Raw genomic sequence first — 18,499 nt, forward strand, 5'->3', positions numbered from 1 at the left:
CGGCCCATGCATATGCGAATGAATTGCAAAAACAGTGCCATTGAAATGCAAAACCGCCCGCGCGAAAATCGCGCAGGCGGCTCATTGGGGGCTCATATGGTGCAGAACGTACCATTTGTCAAAGGATGACCTGCACCTCGCACACCACAATTTATCCCCAATACACCGGTTAGACAGAACCGAGCAGCGCACTCGCTCGCCGGTGAAAATCATGCTGGTAGTTTCCCGCGCGATCGCGCACTAAGCTATATGCTAGCCCAACACATCGCCGCCCTCGGTAAAACCATGGTTGAACATGCCCGCTCTTGATGATCGCATCGATCCGAATACTCCTCCTCCGGCTGCCGACGCGTCGCCAAAGGAGTTGGATCATCTGATCGCGGCATGCGCCTTTTCGGATGTGGAGCGCGCAGCGGTTTACCACGCCATCGAAACCCGCCGCGATGTCCGCGACCAGTTCCGCTCTGATCCCCTGCCCGAAGACCTCGTCCGCCGCCTGCTCGAGGCGGCCCATCACGCGCCGTCCGTCGGCTTCATGCAGCCGTGGAATTTCATCATGATCAGGCAGGCCGAGACGCGGGAACGCGTGTGGCAGGCGTTCAGCCAGGCGAATGAGGAAGCCTGCCTGATGTTCGAAGGGGATCGCCGCGCGCAATATCAGCGACTGAAGCTCGAAGGCATCCGCAAGGCGCCGCTCAGCATCTGTATCACCTGCGATACCAAGCGCGGCGGCCCCGTCGTGCTTGGGCGCACGCACAACCCCGCAACGGACGTCTATTCGACAGTCTGCGCCGTCCAGAATTTCTGGTTGGCGGCACGCGCCGAAGGCGTCGGTGTCGGCTGGGTCAGCATTTTTCACGAGGACGCCATCAAGACGATCCTCAACATACCGGAGCATGTCAAAATCGTCGCCTGGCTCTGCGTCGGCTATGTCGATGAACTCTATGACATGCCCGAGCTCGCCGTGAAGGGCTGGCGTGATCGCCTGCCGCTCGACAAGCTTGTCTTCGAGGAATGCTGGCAAGATAGCGAGGAAATGTAGGAACCGCCGCCCTTCGGCAGCTTTCGATAAATCCAAACATCAGGACCTGAACGCGACAAACGAGATCACGTTGCCGTCCGGATCACGTACGTGAAAATCGGTGCCTCCCCAGGCCTGCTTGGTAAGTGGCTGCGCGAATTCCACACCCCTGGCCTTGAACTCTTCAAACAGTCCCTGGACATTCGAAACCTCGATCGAAGCCAGAATGAGCGACCCTTCCTTTGCCGCTGCCGCAGCAAAGTAGGGCTCGTAGACGAGCCGCAAGTGAATCCAGATGCCGTCACGCGAGACCGCTCCATAGAACGGCGGTGCGCCATGCAGGAAATCTGTCACGAAGCCCAGTCTGTCCCTGAAGAACGCCGCGCTGGCCGTCACATCCCGCACGAAAAGGATCGGTATGACGCTCTTGAAAACCGGCGGCTCGGGCGATGTCGCCGGCGTCTTCGGCGCATTCACTGCCACGGCCTTCAACTCGGCCCAACTTTTGTGGCCCGCTTCGACCGCAACAATCTCCTGCGCCAGCGTCAGAGTGAATTTCATCGCCAGGATCTCACGATCCGTCAACGCGCTGAAACGGTCGAGCGTTCGAACTCTTCCACCAATGGAATAGTCACGATCACGGTGCCAGCGCATCAGCAGCTTGGCTTGTTTGCGATAGGTATCGAGGGTTGGCATGGACGGACTCCTGCTGAGGATTATCAGCGGGCAGGCCTAGCCCTTTCGGCCTCAATGCCGATGTGCCCCACAGGAACGCTGGAAGATTAATTTACAGCCCACGGCAAGTCAAACCACCTATAACGTACCTGTGCGAGCAAGACTTGCAGCAAAACACCCCCATGCACTTTTCAGAGCGCATGGGGGTGTCCAAATTTCGCGGCTAACGGCTCTCGCGTCAGGCCGCCTTGGTTTTCGCCCGACGCGCCAGATGCGCCACCACATTCTCGATCATCCGCATACCGGCGTCGCCGCCGAGCGTCATGATCGATTCCGGGTGGAACTGCACCGCCGCGATCGGCTCCTTGACGTGCTCGATGCCCATGATCGTGCCATCCTCGCTTTCCGCCGTGATCATGAAATCGCGCGGCAGGGTCGATGGATCGGCGAAGATCGAGTGATAGCGGCCGACGGTGACTTCACGGCCGAGACCGGAGAACACCAGGCCTGGCTCCAGCACGCGGATACGCGACGGCTTGCCGTGCATCGGCACTGCGAGATGGCGCAGCTCGCCACCATAGGCTTCCGCGAGCGCCTGCAGGCCAAGGCAGACGCCAAAGATCGGCAGACCACGCGCCCTCGCCTTCTTGATCGTCGCCTTGCAATCGAAGTCTTTCGGATTGCCCGGTCCCGGTGACAGCACCACCAGATCCGGATCCAGCCGGTCGAAGACCTCTTCCGGCACCGGCGTGCGCACGGTGGAAACCGTGGCGCCCGTCTGGCGGAAATAATTCGCCAGCGTGTGCACGAAGCTGTCTTCATGGTCGATCAAAAGGATCTTCACGCCCTTGCCGACGGACGCGACGTCGCGCTGCTGCTTGCCGGAATTGCCGATCTTGGCATCACGGATGGCGGATAGCATGGCGGAGGCCTTCAGTTCAGTTTCGGCTTCTTCTTCCTCGGGGTTCGAGTCGTTCAGCAACGTCGCGCCGGCACGCACCTCGGCAATGCCGTCCTTGATGCGTACGGTGCGCAGCGTCAGGCCGGTGTTCATGTCGCCGTTGAAGCCAACCATGCCGATCGCCCCACCATACCACGCACGCGGGCTCTTCTCATGGCTCTCGATGAAGCGCATGGCCCAGAGCTTCGGCGCACCGGTGACGGTGACGGCCCAGGCGTGGCTGAGGAAGCCATCGAAGGCGTCCATGTCGTCGCGCAGGCGGCCCTCGATATGATCGACCGTGTGGATGAGGCGCGAATACATCTCGATCTGCCGGCGGCCGATGACCTTGACCGATCCCGGCTCGCAGACGCGGCTCTTGTCGTTGCGGTCGACGTCGGAGCACATGGTCAGCTCAGACTCGTCCTTCTTGGAATTCAGGAGCTTCAGGATCTGCTCGCTGTCGGCGATCGGATCGTCGCCGCGCTTGATCGTGCCCGAGATCGGGCAAGTCTCGATGCGACGGCCGGAGACACGCACGAACATTTCCGGCGAAGCGCCGACCAGATATTCCTGATTGCCGAGATTGATGAAGAAGGAATAGGGCGACGGGTTGATCGCTTTCAGCCGCTTGGAAATATCCGACGGCTTGCTGTCGCAGCGCTCCATGAACTTCTGGCCGGGCACGACTTCGAAAAGATCGCCCTTGCGGAAGCTTTCCTTCGCCTTGGTCACAAGTTCCGCATATTCGCCCGGACGATGATCGCTCTTCGACGGAATGGCGTCTGTATGGTGGAACGGCTCCGGGGCGATATCGCCGGCCTTACCCTCGGTCGAAACGCCGCCCTTGGCGAAGTCGTAGCGATCGATCCACGCCTTGGCGGAGTAATTGTCGACCACCAGGATTTCGTCCGGCAGGTAAAGCACCATGTCGCGCTGATCGTCCGGACGCTTGAGCTTCAGGTTGATGGCGTCGAACTGGAAAGCGAGATCGTAACCGAAGGCGCCGTAGAAGCCGATGCTAGCATCAGCCTGCGAATAGAAGAGATCGGTGACGGCGCGCAGCACGGTGAACACCGTCGGCATCTTCGAGCGCTCTTCCTCGGTAAAGACGCGATCCGGCGTCTTTACCGTCAGATCAAGGCGACGCGCGGTCGAGGCGCCGAACGTCACTTCGGAAACCGTCTTCAGCTTCTCCGTGATGAAACCGAGAATGACTTCGCCACGCTCATTATAGGCTTCGATCCAGACATCGCGCCCATTGCAGGACAGGCCGAGCGGCGGATCGACGACGGCGGTGTCCCAACGGGTATAGCGGCCGGGATATTCGTAGTTCGACGAAAACACCGCGCCACGGCGCTCGTCGAGCTTGTCGATATAGGACGAAACCGCATCCGCATAAGGCGTCGGCCTACGCTGCCGGGTGACGGTGATCCCGCCCTTGGTCTCGTAGATTTCCGCACCGTCATCCCGAAGGATCGTTACCATTGTTCCTCACTCCGTTATCAGGCCCGGATGACAGACGGCCATTATAACAAAAAAGCCGCCTCGAAATCTCGGGCGGCTCACTCGTCGTCTTTGAACACGATTGGTCGAGGCCGCCTTAGCGAGCCCGCCACCAAACTGCAATGTTGTTCAAGGACATGTTCATGGTGCGGATTGTTAGCGTGAGATGACGTGATGCGCAAGCGGGGGATGGGAGGAAAGTTCTTAGCGGACGGCAAGCACGGCAGGACGCGGAGCCGATCTCGCCCCCGGCGGGCGAGAAAGCAATTTCATTGGCTTAGGAATTGCGACACCGAAGACCCAGCATATTCAAAAGCTTAGCGCAATTTCTAAGTCATTGAAATTGCAAGAGCGGGGGTCTGCTTCCTGCGTTAACGGGCCGGCAATGCATCGCGCCCCTACCTACCCCCTCTCTTGCAAAAACTAAGACTTAGACGAGGGACGAGCCCTCATCTAAGCCAAAGTTTTTGCTTTCTCGCCCGCCAGGGGCGAGACAAGGCTCCGCACCCTTTTTACTCCCGCCGACCCGCCTCCGCGAAAAATGCCTCCGGCCCTTCCACCTCGACCAGCCGCTTCCGCTCGATCAGCCAGAAGCGGTTGCCGATGTTGCGGACGAAGCTGCGGTCGTGGGAGACGAGCAGGCAGCTTGCCTCCTGCGCCATCAGTTCCCCCTCCAGCGCCTCCTGCCCGTCGATATCGAGATGGTTGGTCGGCTCGTCGAGCAGGTAGAAGTTGGGATTGGTGAGCCTCAGCACCAGCATCGCCAGCCGGGCCTTTTGCCCGCCCGAAAGCCTGCCGATGGCGCGGCCCTGCATGTCGATGCCCATGCCGGCGCCGGCAAGCAGCGTGCGGGCTCGTTGCTCGCCAAGCTCGAACAGCCGCGTGATCACGCCGAGCGGCGTATCGTTCTGATCGAGATTGGACAGGGCCTGGTCGCTATAGCCGAGCACCAGCGACGGCGTCGCCTTGACCGCCCCCAAGGCAGTCTGATCGGCGATGGCCTTGCGGATCATCTCGACAAGCCGGGTCTTGCCCGCGCCGTTAGGCCCGAGCAGGACGATGCGGTCGCCCTGGCAGATCCAGTTCTTGCCGGTCTTGAACAGCAGCGTTCCGTCCGGCGTCTCGACGGAGGCGTCGTCGAGCGTCACCAGTATTTTCGCTTGCGTGCCGCGATTGGCGAGCTTGATCGCGCCCGCCGAGCGCTCCAGATAGCCCGGTCGGGCAGCCTCTTCCAAGCGTTCGGCCCGCGCCTTCAGCTGCTTCGTCTTCACCGTCAGCAGATCGCTGCCGGAATTGATGCCGAGATTGTTGAGCTTGGCCGCCTGCTTGCGCAATTGCTGCGCCACCTTCATGTCCTTCTGGAAACGCCGCTCGTCCGAGGCGTCCGCCTCGTCCAGCGCCGCCCGCGCCCGGCCATAGGGCAAGGCGTAGGTCTGCGATTGCTCCTGGCGCAGGAACAGGGTGCGGTTGGTGACGGCGTCGAGAAAGGCGCGGTCATGGCTTGCGATCAACACCGGCACATCGCGGGGCAGAGCGTTCAGCCACTCTTCCAACAGCGCGATCTTGGCGAGATCGAGATGGTTGGTGGGCTCGTCCAGCAGCAGCACGTCCGGCTCGGTCACCCAGACACGGGCGAGCAAGGCCAGCCGCTGCCAGCCGCCACTGAGTTCGCTTAACGCCCTCTCCCGCAGCACCTCCGGTACGTCGAGTGAATCGAGCGTGACATCGACGCGCCAGCCCTCGCTTTCGGCCTGCTCTGCCGACAGAGCGCGGAGAACCGCATCGTAAAAGGGCACATTCGCAAGATCAGCGGGAACATTCTGCTCGACATAGCCGACCGTGAGGCCGCGCGAACGGGTGATATCCCCCACCGTCGGCTCCAGCCTGCCCGCGATGCAGTTGAGCAGCGTCGACTTGCCCCGCCCGTTGGCCGCAACGATGCCGATGCGGTCGCCGGCCGTGACGGTGAAATTGAGATTGGATATGAGCGGCACGCCCAGGGTGATGCCGAAATTGCGGAGATTGATCAGAGTCATGGTCTTCTTCCGGTTTGACCCGAACATGTCGCCGGCATCTATCGAAGGCGTCCTATCGCCTCATAATGCCGGAATTGCTCGGTCAATTGTCATGACGCAGCCACGCGAACGCAAAAGCTCGGCGCTGCGATACCCACAGGGGCAGACCAGAAGGAAGTGAGTGAGTGACAGCCTCTGATCAGCCCTGCAAACGCATTTGCAGGGCCGGAGTCGGACCGAACTGGCGAATATGCCAAACTATCTTGCTCATACGGTCCTCCTCTCTCAAAACGGGGTTGTAGGCTGCGCAGCTTCAGTAGCATCGAAGGCTGCGATTTACAATTGCGTGCGCTTGGCGGCACCGCGCGTAAAACGCAAAAAAGAGGCGATGCCGAAGCATCGCCCAAGTTTGCTGCGTCGATAGGACTGCCTAGAACTTCTGCGTCAGCGTCAGCTTGAAGACACGGCCGGGCTCGGAATAATAGGCCGACGGCTGCGTGAGACCCGTGGAAGCAACGTTGATCGCGTCATAGTAGGTCTTGTTGAAGATGTTGTAGACGCCGGCACGCAGCGACAGGCCCTTCACCTGCTCCGGCTCCCACCAGCCCGTCAGATCGAAGATGCCGTAGCCAGGCGCGCGGAAATTATCGCTCGTCTTCTTCGGCTCACTGGTTGCGGTGATGAAGGTCAGGTCCGTTCCCCAGACATCGGCCGCATATCCCACGGTGAAGGCTGCCTTGGCTGGCGCGACGGAGTCGATCCATTCGCCGCTATCGGAGTCCTTGCCGTTGACATAGGCAAGCGAGCCTTTGACGTGGATACCGTTGTCGAACTTCTTGTGCGCGTTGACCTCGATACCGAACATGCGGACGTTGGCACGGTTGAAGTATTCGGTGATCCCCAGCGGATAGGTACCCGTCAGATCGGCCGATCTTTCGTCGTCGATGAAGTTCTTGTATTTGTTATAGAATGCACCGATGTGACCGCCGAAATCGTCGTCGCCGAGATTTGTGCCGATTTCGATGCCGTTGCTTGTTTCCGGCTTCAGGTCCGCGTTGCCATAGCTGACATAACCGCCTGGTATGCCGTAGTTGAGGTAGAGTTCGCTGGCATTCGGCGCCCGGAAGCCCATGGCCCATTGCGCATAGAATTCGACATTGTTCTGCGGCTGGTATGCCGCACGCAGCTTCGGCGAAAAGCGGACATCGGACTGGCCGGACGGCAGACCGGTGTAATTGGAGCTGTCGCGAAAGGCAGCCGTGTTCTTCGGCGCGTAATCATACCAATCAAAGCGCAGGCCTGGCGTCAGCGAGAAGTTGCTGGAGCCGATTTCGATCTTGTCGTCAATGAAGGCGCCGACGCGCTTGCCATCGACATCGGGCATATCAGACTGGTTGGTATGTAGGAATGCGCAAGTCGCGCGCCAGCGGGGAAGAGCGCAATTGTCCTCGCCTGCCGAATACTGATGCAACTTGCTGAAGGCGACGTTCAGGCCGACGGTGACATTGTGACGGAAGTCGCCGGTATCGAAGGACTTCGACGCATTGCCGTTGAAGCCGATGCTGCGCTCTTCAAGCTCGTTCCGGCGCCAATAATCGCCGATGACCGAGGTATTGCGATAGCCCTCAACCCCGTTTTCACGCACAAGGTTCTGCCAGTAGAAGACGGCATTGGCGGTGTCGATGAGGGAATCGGCGCTCTCGGCCTCATATTTGTAGTCGAGCGACACGCGGTTGCGCTCGACATTGTCGGTCTTGTCGTAGTCACCCGGGCGGAAGTTGCCCGTCAGGCTCTGGGCGCTGCGCCAGTCAATCGTCTTGTCCTTGTTGTAATGCTCCGCCGTGATGCCGAATGTGCCGATATCGGTATACTGGCGGATCTTGAACAGGCCGCTCCGCTCGTTGTAGTCGGCTGGATCCTGCTCTGTGCGCTTGGTCGAGTAGCCGCCGACATCGCCGTTGTTTTCGCGTTCATGCCCATGCGTGTAGCCGCCCTGGAAGAGGACAGCGGTATTGTCGATGCGCTTGGCAACCCCCGCCGAGCCGCCGATGCTGCGGTCAGTGCCGTCATAGCCGAACTTGAAGATACCGCCCCAGGTGGCGTCGGGACCGATCAGGTCTTCCGGCTCCAACGTGCGCAGCACGAGCGCGCCGCCAAGAGCACCCGAACCTGCACGGCTGGAATCGGCACCACGCACGACATCGACCGCCGAAAGCGTATTGAAGCTGAAGCTGTTGACGCCACCATCGGCATCGCGCGAGCCGTCGAGCAGAAAGGGAATCTCGATACCGTCGACGGTGGTCAGCACCCGGTCGTCGCCGAGGCCACGGATATTGACGCCACCGGTGGTGCGATTGAAACCGACACCAACCTCGGTGCTGCGGCCAAGATCCTCGATGCTGTTGATCTGTTTGTCGTCGATCTCTTGCGCAGTCGTCTCGGTGGTCGTCGGCGAGTCGGCGAGCACGTCTTTCGTCGCCTTGCCCTTGACGGTGATCGGCTTCAGAGCAGTGACACGATCGCCTTTCGGCGCCGCATCGTCTGTGGCCGCATCATTTTGAGCGGCAGTCTGCGCATAGGACACCGTGCCGAGCCCAAGGGCCAGAAGCGTGGTGCATGCCAAGAGAACCGAGCGGGATCGCCGGACAACCATAACCATTCCTTTCGAATTGCTTTACCGGGCTGGCTGGTTGCTACCGTTAAGAGCGCAAGGGGCTGGCTAGGTTCATTCCGTTAACAAGGCAGAAAAACATGCCTTCTTTCTGCCGCATAAAAAACATGAGTATTATTGTCAATATATCCACCCAAGATAATCATGAATAAAATTATCATGTTTAAAAGTGGATCGGAAGAGTTGCTGAATTGCAACGAAATCGCTGCGTCGAGCGTTTCCACCATGCCATCATTAGAAACAGGCAAAATACTTCATTAGAGAGGGATGAAATACTTGATGCTATTCCGGATCATCTCCGCCATGACTGCCATCACCGTGCTGACAGCAGCATCCCTCCCCCAAACCGGCCCGATGCCGCAGCAAAAACCCGATCAAGAGCAAGCTCAGCCTTCCGCCGGACCGCCTGTCCCGATCGAGAAACCGGCGGCTCCGGAGCCCCAGTCAACCACCGGGGAAATGCAGGGGCCACCCAGACCGCCGCTGGCCATCGCGGGGGAACCGGGCGACGAACATAAGGCGTGCCTCGCGCAATTGACCGCCATCGGCGCCAGCTTCAAGGATATTCCCCGCATTGACGACGGCAATGGCTGCGGCATCGACAAGCCGATTGCCCTCAGCGAGCCGCTACCGGGCATCCAGATAAAGCCGGAAGGCACGATGCGATGCGAGACCGCCCTGGCGCTCGCTCATTGGATGAAGGAAAGCGTGATACCCTCCGCCATGGCGCTGAAGGACAATGGCCGGATTGTCACCGTCAACCAGGCCTCGACCTATATCTGCCGCCTGCGCAACAACGCTGCCACCGGCAAGATCTCCGAACATGCCCGCGGCAATGCCGTCGATATCGCCGGCTTCACCTTCGAGAACGGCAAGACCATCGGCATCGAACCGCGCCGCGAAGACCCGACGCTCACAGGCGCGTTCCAGCGCACCGCCAGCGCCTCCGCCTGCCTCTACTTCTCAACCGTCCTCGACCCGGACAGCGATGCGGCCCACGAGACGCATTTCCATCTGGATGTGCTAAAGAGGAAAGGCGAGTTCAGATATTGCCATTAGGCTCCGCTGGAATGGCGATCTTGCCACAATGATCCAGATTTGCGCAGAACCCTATCTCGTTGCCCCACCAGCGTTTGAGAACCACAGGTCTTTGTAAATCGCGACAGCCGTTTCATCGGGCGAGCGATCTCGCGTCAGCCAGACCGACCGGATAGACCAGGCATCGCTGACACTTGGAGCCTTGCCGCGTTGTGTGGGGTCTGACGCACCGATGCAGGGGATGAAAAAGGCGGGCATCAAGGACCGGGCGTTGTATCCCGCGTCCGTACGAGTGATCAGAACGGCAAGGCCGATCCTCTCGTTTGCCTGCCACGGCACGATGATCCGACCTCCGGGCCGCAACGCCTCAAGCCACGATGTCGGAGGCGCAACCACGCCGGCATTGACGTAAATCAGATCGGCACTCGGCAATTCCAAAGAGGTCGCATCGCCGTGAACAACGGAAACGCCCTTGTACGACGCGAGATTTTCGCGTGCACGGCCAGCGAGTTCCTCGTCGATCTCGAAAGCGTGGACATGGCCACCTGGCAGCACCAGCTTCGACAAAAGAGCGGTATAGTACCCGGTTCCCGTGCCGATCTGGATGACCGTCTCGCCGGACCTGGGAGCGACAGCACCGATAAAGGCCGCATGGAGAAACGGCTCTCCATTGTTGATGCCCTTTGCTCTATCCAAAGCGACGAGCACATTCTGATAGACAAAAGAAGGATCGTCGCTCGGCGTTTTGAGATAGCGCCGGTTGACGACGATCTGCCAGGGCCCGGGTCCAAGGAATGCTTCGCGCCGCACCAGCCCGAAAACACGCTCCAGCCGTTCATCTGTCGAATTACTGGCCGCCGCCATCATCTTCGCATGGAAGGCTCGTATCTCGTTCAAACTGGCGCGGCGATTTTTGGTCACAACCTGACTCCGCCTTTTGTCACGATCATATCGAGGCTCGTTTCGATTTTACTTCTGATGTTTGCGACGTCAATGAAACTAGCGTTCTGCGAGAGCTAAGTTCAGTCGCGTTGGCTTCCAAATAACCGCCGCTCCACCAGAATCAGAACTTAAAACAATCCCTCGATATATCCCTGATCATTGAGGAAAATCCGTTCCGCCGCCGGGGATTTCGGCAGGCCGGGCATGGTCATGATCTCGCCGGTGATGACGACGACGAAGCCCGCGCCAGCCGAGAGACGCACCTCGCGGACCTGTACGATATGCCCCTCCGGCGCGCCGCGCACGTTGGGATCGGTCGAGAAGGAATATTGCGTCTTCGCCATGCAGACCGGCAGGTGGCCATAACCCTGGTCTTCCCAGGAGCGCAGCTGGTCGCGCACGGCCTTGTCGGCGGTCACCTCGCCAGCATGATAGATCTTCGACGCGACGATCTCGATCTTTTCGAGCAGCGGCAGGTTGTCGGGATAAAGCGGCTGGAATTTCGCCTGGCCGGATTCGGCAAGCTCCACCACCTTGTAAGCCAGATCCTCAATCCCCGCCGATCCCTCCGCCCAATGGCGGCAGAGGATCGCCTCGGCACCGAGCCTTGCGACGTAATCCTTTACCGCCTCAACCTCGGCGTCTGTATCCGAAATGAAGTGATTGATGGCGACGACGACGGGCACGCCGAACTTGCGGACATTGGCGAGGTGCCGGCCGAGATTGGCGCAGCCCTTCACCAGGGCCTCGACATTCTCCTGGCCAAGATCGTCCTTCTTGACGCCGCCATTCATCTTCAATGCCCGCACGGTCGCAACGATGACCGCCGCATCCGGCGAGAGCCCAGCCTTGCGGCATTTGATGTCGAAGAATTTCTCCGCGCCGAGATCGGCGCCGAAACCCGCCTCGGTAACGACATAATCGGCAAGCTTCAGCGCCGTGCGCGTCGCGATCACCGAATTGCAGCCATGGGCGATGTTGGCAAAGGGACCGCCATGCACCAGCGCCGGATTATTCTCCAGCGTCTGAACCAGGTTCGGCTGCATCGCGTCCTTCAACAGCACCGCCATTGCCCCGTCAGCCTTGAGATCGCGAGCATAGACCGGCGTGCGATCGCGGCGATAGCCGATAATGATGTCACCGAGCCGCTTTTCGAGATCCTTCAGATCCGAAGCCAAACAGAGGATCGCCATGACTTCGGAGGCGACTGTGATGTCGAAACCGCCCTCGCGCGGATAGCCATTGGCCACGCCGCCCAGCGAGGCGACGATGTCGCGCAACGCCCGGTCGTTCATGTCCATGGCGCGCCGCCAGGTGATGCGGCGGACATCGATATTCTCTTCGTTGCCCCAATAGATGTGATTGTCGATCAGCGCCGCCAGCAGATTGTGAGCCGAGGTGACCGCATGGAAATCGCCGGTAAAATGCAGGTTGATGTCTTCCATCGGGATGACCTGCGCATAGCCGCCGCCGGCCGCCCCGCCCTTGACGCCGAAGCAGGGACCGAGGGACGCCTCGCGCACGCAGACGATCGCCTTCTTGCCGATGCGGTTCAGCCCGTCACCAAGGCCGACGGTCGTGGTCGTCTTCCCCTCGCCCGCCGGTGTCGGGTTGATGGCGGTGACGAGGATCAGCTTGCCGTCCTTGTTGCCCGCCTTCGAGGCAATGAACTTCGCTCCGATCTTCGCCTTGTCATGCCCGTAGGGTGCAAGGTCTTCGGCCGGAATGCCGAGCATGGCGCCAATCTCGATGATCGGCAGTTTCTTCGCAGCGCGCGCGATTTCTATGTCGGATTTTACCGTTGCCATGAGATCTGCTCCCGCCCTGGACATGAGGTATTCACACAACCGGGATAACCCAATAAATATCCACTGTGAATAGCCGCGAATTGTCGTCCGTCGTGAAACTATCCCGCCTTGCCGCGAGGCGGCGGCCCACCTATTGTCCCACGCCGGACGAACGAAAAAGGAAAAGACATGAAGTCCCTGGAACTACTGGTCGAGCGCATCATTCTCTCCAGCCGCTGGATTCTCGTCGTCTTCTATCTCGGTCTCGCGGCCTCGCTCGCGGTCTATGCGGTCTCGTTCGGCTACAAATTCTACAAGGTCGCCATCAACGTCTTCCAATATGAAGAGGCGGACATGATTCTTGCGATCCTCGGCCTCATCGACGCCGCACTGGTGGCAAGCCTGATCGTCATGGTGATGATTTCCGGCTACGAGAATTTCGTCAGCCGCTTCGATGAAGGAGAGGATCAGGTCTCCTTTCTCGGCAAGCTCGATTCCGGCAGCCTGAAGATCAAGGTCGCCTCCTCGATCGTGGCGATTTCCTCGATCCACCTGCTCCAGATTTTCCTCAATGCCACCCAATACGACAATAGCAAGCTGATGTGGTTCACGATCATCCACCTTGCCTTCGTCGTCTCGGCCGTCCTGCTCGGCTACCTCGAAAAGATCATGGCGAAAGTTAAAGGCAAGGACGCCTGACATCGCAGAGCGCGGTTACTCGCTAACCGTCGCAGGGACAACGGCGGCCGGTGGCGGTGTCGCACAGTCGGCAATCGATTGCTTGTCCTTGCAGTCCCTCGCAAAGACGAGCTGATCGGCGGTGGCAAGCTCCGTCGTCAACCGCAGCTTCAGCGCGTCCATCTGCTCAATGAGATGGATCGAGGTGGGTTGGGTACCCAGCATCAGGTCGAAGAGGGATTCATCCACGCCCATCTTCTTCAGAAAACCGGTGAGCCTTGCCCTCTGCTGCCTGCCAAGCTTGGTGGTATCGTACTTGCCGACGAACTGACGCCCGATTTCCTGCTTGGAGAGGACCGTTCGCTTGCCGTTCACCGTTTCGTATTCGGTGCGATATCGGATTCGGACTTCGCTGTAGGTCGTGGTGATCTGATGCACTCCAAGGAGCGCGAAGGGGCTGGAGACGCGCTGGACGCCGCCGGCGAAAAACAGCGGACAGGCCGAAAAGCAGATGGCGCCGACAGAAAAAGTTTCACCCTTGATGGACCGATCCTTTGAGCGTGCCGCCGAACAGATCGGCTCGGCATAGGGGCAATCGCGCGAGCGCGTCCGACCGACCGCTATCGCCAGCTTCTGCTTGCGGATCACAGAGGCCATCTCCATGGCCGCCCGGACATCCCCACCAGGCGAACTGACGATTATAGGTAACGTCCTGCCGCCGAGGCGCTTCAGCAGTTTTTGCAGCTTCTTCGGCGAATCCGCCATGATCTGCCCTTCGGCGGAGATCCAGTCGGGGCAATTATTCGTGGCACGACAGGTGGCCATGTCGCCATGAACCAGCAGGAATTCCATCGGTTGGCCAACGCCTGAACCGGCAGCCTCGGCGGAGATGAAGGAAGACACGAGAAAACAAAGGACTGTCAGGAACGACAGTATCTGTCGGCAACAGCACACGACAAGCTGTGGGGGAAAACGAAAGGGCATGAAATAAACGCCTGGAAGCGATTGCTATGACAAGATCGATAGCAATCGCTTTGGACCTTCGCAAGGCGCGCTGGCACCATCAACCACCCATCGCGATCAGGTTGGCATTGCCGCCGGACCACTACCTTGTCGAAAACCGGTTGTTCGCGCGCGAAACGCCGCGGACGGGTCAGTCCGTCGGTCGTTAATCCGGAACCCTGGATCGCCGAAAGGCTGCGCACTGACCACGGCGTCGACAAGCCTGGAAACTTCAAGTTTCAACCAATGCATGCAGTCACGGCAGGCGCATACCGACAGTTTTTCCCGAGATTTTGCCCCTGCCCGGCATTCGGAAGACACGCCGCGGGCGCTCCCATGAAGGAAGTCGCCGGAACAACTTTTTCTGTCCGTATCGGGACCATTTAAAAAAAGTATTACAAATCAGCAATTTACAATATTAAGATATATGAAAATGAAATTATTTCTGGATATGTGGTATTTTTGCGTCTAGCATTCGCCTGCAAATCCAGTATTTGATAGCGGCAACACGCTGTGGGCGCTCATATTCAAATGTCCTATTTCATCACTGCTGAGAGACAACTGTTGCTTTCCGCCGAGTTGGCCACAGCCCGGACGCAGACGGCTTTTGCCCAAGCTTTGGAACGGACGAGTTCGGCCTTCGGCTTCAGCCAGGTGGCTCTTATCAACGCCCCGGTCTCAGAAGACTCCATACTGACGCCACTTGTCATCGAAGGTTCGATACAACCGCAATTTCTGCGCGATTTTGATCGCCTGCAATTGCTTCGCCGCTGCCCGATGCTGTTGCATGTGCGGAACTCGGTAATGCCCCGCGCCTGGCACCTCCTGGAGAAAAACATCTCGCAAGACATGGAGCTGCCGCGCGAACTGCATACGCTCCTGCTCAGTCACGATTGTCCGATGGGCATCGTCATCCCCATCAACTCCTCCGACGGGCAGCGCCTCGTCTTCTGGCTCATGGGTAACCGCAGCAGCCTTGGCCAGAGCGAGCTCAACGAACTGAACATGATCGTGCTGCAGGCGCTCGACACTTATAATTGCCTCAAGCGCAATGACGGCTCCGTGCCGCATATGCTTTCCGCCCGTGAGCTGGAAGTTGTCCGCTGGACCGCGCAGGGAAAGACCTCGGTCGAAATCGGCCAGATCCTGTCCCTCTCCGACCACACGGTCAACGCCTATATGATGAATGCCATCAAGAAGCTCGATTGCGTCAATCGCACCCAGCTCGTCGCAAAGGCCATCCGGCTGAAACTGATCAGCTAATCCTTTTAGCCACTCCCTGGAATTCCGAAATTTCTGGCCTATCGACGCCGCAGGTCGCGGTGGAGAATGGGCGATCGTCAGAACAACGATCGCCCTGTCCTCTTAGCGGCCGCCGAGGACGGAGCGCATTTCCACCAGATTCGAGCGAACGCGCAGGATATAGAAGCCCATCGTCGCGAGATGGCTCGGCATGATCCAGCCGTCCTCACGCCCGTTTGAGATGATGAAGGGCTGAATACGCAGCGCCGCCTCTAGCTGCTTCATGGTGCCGGCCCAAAGCGCGCCGAGATTACGCTCGGCGATGACTTTCTGGAAATCTGTCCCGACGGCGCTCAGGATACCGTAATAGCCGTAGAGCTGACCATAAGCGAACCAGAAGCGGTCGTCGGCGCGCGTATCGAACCAGCCGTAATTATGGTTCTCCGATCGCTCCGCGAGAATGTCCGAGGTGCTGCCGAGATCGTTGGCGACACGATCGATGAATTGCAGCAGGTTGTCGGCACGGCTGTCGAAAACGACATTGCAGGCGCCAAGATCGGTATTGAACTTGCGCAGGCTGGTGATCGCCGCGCGATAATAGCTCGGCGTCGGCGTCTTCGGTCCGAAGGGACGCATGCCGAAATACCAGCTCGCTTCGTCGAATTGCAGATTACCGCGGGCGCTTTGCAGATCGCCATTGATGCCCGACGTACCACGCACGCGGCCGAGCGTGTCGACCAGCTCCACCGCCGTGCGCCGTACCGCCTGATTCACGCCACGCTGGAAGGCGGCCTTGTTGTCGAGGAACGGCGTGTCATCCCAATTCATGCCGAAGAACCCGAGCTTGAAGAGCAGCATCGAGGAGATCCAGGCATTCTGGTTGACGTTGAAATCGATGAGATCGGCGGTGACGTCAACGGTCCCGGACGTCTGGCAAGCTTTCGGCGCGGTCGCCGCGACCTGCTGCCCGCTCGCCGCCGGCACTTCCTGCCCTGCTCCGACCTTGCGGTCCTCGAACCGGTAGACGCTGGGGTAATTGGCATCAAAGCCACTCCAGACCTGCGTCTGCCAGATGAAGTAGATGTACAGCACCGCCATCAGCGTCACGAAAGCGGCGAGCGGCAGCTTGATCAGCCAATTGCGGCGCTGATACCAGCCGTGCGCGGCCAGGAAGGGCCAGACGATCCCGACGACGAGAAGCCCGAGACCCCGCGCAATGGCGGCGCCGATCCGCTTGAAGAACGCAGTAATGGAATCAAGCATGAAGGTCTCCCCTGAAGCGCCGCAATCCCCCGGATACGCAAAGGACGCTAGGACACTTTGAAACTGCGCAACATATTCACGCCCCTGCAGATATGTGTTTCCGCGGGAGACGGCAACCGGCTGATATCATTTTTCAATCGTGGACGATAACGAGGTCTCAGGCTCAGGCTCGACCGGTTGCTCCTCTTCCATCCCCCGCGTGGCTGGCGGCGGAGATTCCAGTCGCCGTGTAAAGACCTTGTCGGCATGCTCCTTGCGTCTTGCAAGATCATGACCGGCAAGCACATTCGCATCGAAGGCCTCGATCAACGCGGCGACTGGGGCCGCTCTTTCAACGGTAGGCAAAGGCGGCACGGCCTCCGACATCACCGCCTTCAGCAGGGCGATCCGTTGTTCGATATCGATCGCAAGCTTGCCCGCCATCGCGTTGACGGCGGCAACCTGCGCATTCAGAACCCCCGCCACATCCTCGTAGATATCGATGAGCCGCTGCAACGCCACCCGTCCGGGCTGCAAAGCGCGCTCTCGCGCATGGAGAGCATCCTGCTCTGCGAGCAGTCGCCGATACTCCGCTTCCAGTTCGGATCGCGAATCCAAAGCGCGAGTGGATGAAGCATCGACACGCCGGTCCACAATCCTCGGCGCCAGGTCATCAGCCTGGCGCTGGGTGTCCTCAATATCGAGATCGACGCGTTGCCGACGCTCGATGACCTGCGCCAGATGCGTCTCGCAACCCTGAAAGGCTTGAACCAGTAGCGGTCGCGCCTCCTTGAACAGTGCGTTGAGTGAGGCTGACGCCGCCAGCACCGCATCGAGTTCCGCCACGATCGATGCGGGCTCGGCATGTCCTTGGCCGATCCTGCGCGTGAACCAGGTTGATGTTTCAGCCCCAGCCGTTTCATCAAACAATCGCCGATGCTGTAAATCCGCAGCCGCGGTGACCTCATCGAGTTCCCTGACCAGCAATCGAGTTAGCGATTTCCAGCGCTCGAGCAACTCGAGCGTCTCGCGCACCTGCGCCTCCTCCACCGGGACGTTGACGGCTCCGGGGCGGGCATCACCCCTGGCGTAGCCGGCAAGCACGGTGTTTGCCGCATCCAGACCCTTGATCGCATCGTCGAGCGTCACACGCGCCCTGTCGAGTTCGCCATCGAAGGAATGAGCCTTGGCCATGAAAGCGTCTCTCAATTGCCGTTGTGGATGAGACTAACCGCTTATATGCGCGAAGAGAATGACTGAATGCGCGAGGCTTCCGCCTCCTACTGCGCGACGGCCGGGCTCTTCAGATAGGCGATGATATTGTCGAGATCCTTGTCGCTCTTCAAGCCCTGAAAAGTCATCTTCGTGCCCTTCACCAGGAATTGCGGGCTGGGCAGGTATTTTCTGAGCAGCGCCTCGTCCCAGACCTTGCCATCGGCGCCAAACGCCTTCATCGCCGTCGAGTAGTTGTAGTCCGGCACGGCGGCGACTGGGCGGCCGACCACGCCCATCAGCGATGGCCCGACATGGTTCTCATGGGCAGTCGCAGTGTGGCAGACGGCGCATTTCTTGAAGACTGCAGCACCAGCGATCGCATCACCGTCAGCAAGGGCGACGGAGCTGGAGAAGAGAGCAGCGGCCGCAGCCAGCAGACAGAGCGATTTCATTGTTCCTCCCGACGCGAGATCAGAAAGCGATCCCGTTGCCGTGACCATAGAGACATTTGCGGCCAGTCGCCGG

Annotated in this window: 14 protein-coding genes; 4 read left to right on the top strand and 10 right to left on the bottom strand. The window is 59.5% G+C overall.

The genetic code is table 11. From position 1 onward, the window contains the following. The first annotated feature begins 295 nt into the window (after nt 1-295). Nucleotides 296-1,042, top strand: coding sequence for a 5,6-dimethylbenzimidazole synthase (gene bluB / locus EX00_RS08815; protein WP_234708991.1), 747 nt, complete (start codon nt 296-298; stop codon nt 1,040-1,042). Between the two features lie 39 nt (nt 1,043-1,081). Here bluB and EX00_RS08820 read toward each other — a convergent pair whose 3' ends face one another. The 4 genes from EX00_RS08820 to EX00_RS08835 all read right to left on the bottom strand — a co-directional run bounded on the left by EX00_RS08820 (nt 1,082) and on the right by EX00_RS08835 (nt 8,810). Then, on the bottom strand, nt 1,082-1,717 hold the full coding sequence (locus EX00_RS08820) for a glyoxalase superfamily protein (protein WP_047456405.1): 636 nt from the start codon (nt 1,715-1,717) through the stop codon (nt 1,082-1,084). A gap of 217 nt (nt 1,718-1,934) precedes the next feature. Then, on the bottom strand, nt 1,935-4,124 hold the full coding sequence (locus EX00_RS08825; RefSeq protein WP_047456407.1) for an anthranilate synthase: 2,190 nt from the start codon (nt 4,122-4,124) through the stop codon (nt 1,935-1,937). Between the two features lie 530 nt (nt 4,125-4,654). After that, a complete protein-coding gene (locus tag EX00_RS08830; RefSeq protein ID WP_047456409.1) occupies nt 4,655-6,178 on the bottom strand; it encodes an ABC-F family ATP-binding cassette domain-containing protein in 1,524 nt (507 codons plus the stop codon). A gap of 409 nt (nt 6,179-6,587) precedes the next feature. Next, the gene (locus EX00_RS08835; protein WP_047456410.1) at nt 6,588-8,810 is read right to left on the bottom strand and encodes a TonB-dependent hemoglobin/transferrin/lactoferrin family receptor; all 2,223 of its coding nucleotides are present in this window, start codon (nt 8,808-8,810) and stop codon (nt 6,588-6,590) included. 297 nt (nt 8,811-9,107) lie between these two features. Between EX00_RS08835 and EX00_RS08840 the strand changes: the two genes are divergently transcribed. Further along, nucleotides 9,108-9,887, top strand: a complete 780-nt coding sequence (locus EX00_RS08840) for an extensin-like domain-containing protein (protein ID WP_080761217.1) — start codon at nt 9,108-9,110, stop codon at nt 9,885-9,887. Between the two features lie 51 nt (nt 9,888-9,938). On the opposite strand, the gene EX00_RS08845 is transcribed toward EX00_RS08840, so the two are convergent. Both EX00_RS08845 and EX00_RS08850 read right to left on the bottom strand, forming a co-directional pair. Further along, nucleotides 9,939-10,787 (bottom strand): protein-L-isoaspartate O-methyltransferase family protein, encoded by an 849-nt coding sequence (locus tag EX00_RS08845; protein ID WP_047456415.1) that lies wholly within the window; start codon nt 10,785-10,787, stop codon nt 9,939-9,941. Nucleotides 10,788-10,936: 149 nt separating this feature from the next. Then, nucleotides 10,937-12,616 carry a formate--tetrahydrofolate ligase gene (locus EX00_RS08850; RefSeq protein ID WP_047456417.1) on the bottom strand — a complete coding sequence of 560 codons (1,680 nt, stop codon included), beginning with the start codon at nt 12,614-12,616 and terminating at the stop codon, nt 10,937-10,939. 168 nt (nt 12,617-12,784) lie between these two features. Here EX00_RS08850 and EX00_RS08855 point away from each other — a divergent pair, with 168 nt between their 5' ends. Then, nucleotides 12,785-13,294, top strand: coding sequence for a TIGR00645 family protein (locus EX00_RS08855; protein WP_080761218.1), 510 nt, complete (start codon nt 12,785-12,787; stop codon nt 13,292-13,294). A gap of 15 nt (nt 13,295-13,309) precedes the next feature. Here EX00_RS08855 and EX00_RS08860 read toward each other — a convergent pair whose 3' ends face one another. After that, complete coding sequence (locus EX00_RS08860; RefSeq protein ID WP_234708992.1) at nt 13,310-14,176, bottom strand: COG3904 family protein; 867 nt, start codon at nt 14,174-14,176, stop codon at nt 13,310-13,312. 630 nt (nt 14,177-14,806) lie between these two features. On the opposite strand from EX00_RS08860, the gene EX00_RS08865 reads away from it, so the two are divergent. Next, on the top strand, nt 14,807-15,538 hold the full coding sequence (locus tag EX00_RS08865; RefSeq protein WP_047456421.1) for a helix-turn-helix transcriptional regulator: 732 nt from the start codon (nt 14,807-14,809) through the stop codon (nt 15,536-15,538). A 102-nt stretch (nt 15,539-15,640) separates the two neighbouring features. Here the strand turns inward: EX00_RS08865 and EX00_RS08870 are convergent, their stop codons facing one another. The 3 genes from EX00_RS08870 to EX00_RS08880 all read right to left on the bottom strand — a co-directional run bounded on the left by EX00_RS08870 (nt 15,641) and on the right by EX00_RS08880 (nt 18,426). Further along, nucleotides 15,641-16,780, bottom strand: a complete 1,140-nt coding sequence (locus tag EX00_RS08870) for a DUF2333 family protein (protein WP_047456423.1) — start codon at nt 16,778-16,780, stop codon at nt 15,641-15,643. Nucleotides 16,781-16,906: 126 nt separating this feature from the next. Next, nucleotides 16,907-17,908: a hypothetical protein gene (locus EX00_RS08875; RefSeq protein ID WP_234708993.1), complete on the bottom strand. Its 1,002-nt coding sequence runs from the start codon at nt 17,906-17,908 to the stop codon at nt 16,907-16,909. A 131-nt stretch (nt 17,909-18,039) separates the two neighbouring features. Beyond that, nucleotides 18,040-18,426, bottom strand: a complete 387-nt coding sequence (locus EX00_RS08880) for a c-type cytochrome (protein WP_047456427.1) — start codon at nt 18,424-18,426, stop codon at nt 18,040-18,042. Nucleotides 18,427-18,499: the final 73 nt, after the last annotated feature.

The organism is Martinezella rhizogenes (assembly GCF_000799715.1).
In the GTDB taxonomy this organism is placed as follows: domain Bacteria; phylum Pseudomonadota; class Alphaproteobacteria; order Rhizobiales; family Rhizobiaceae; genus Rhizobium; species Rhizobium rhizogenes_C.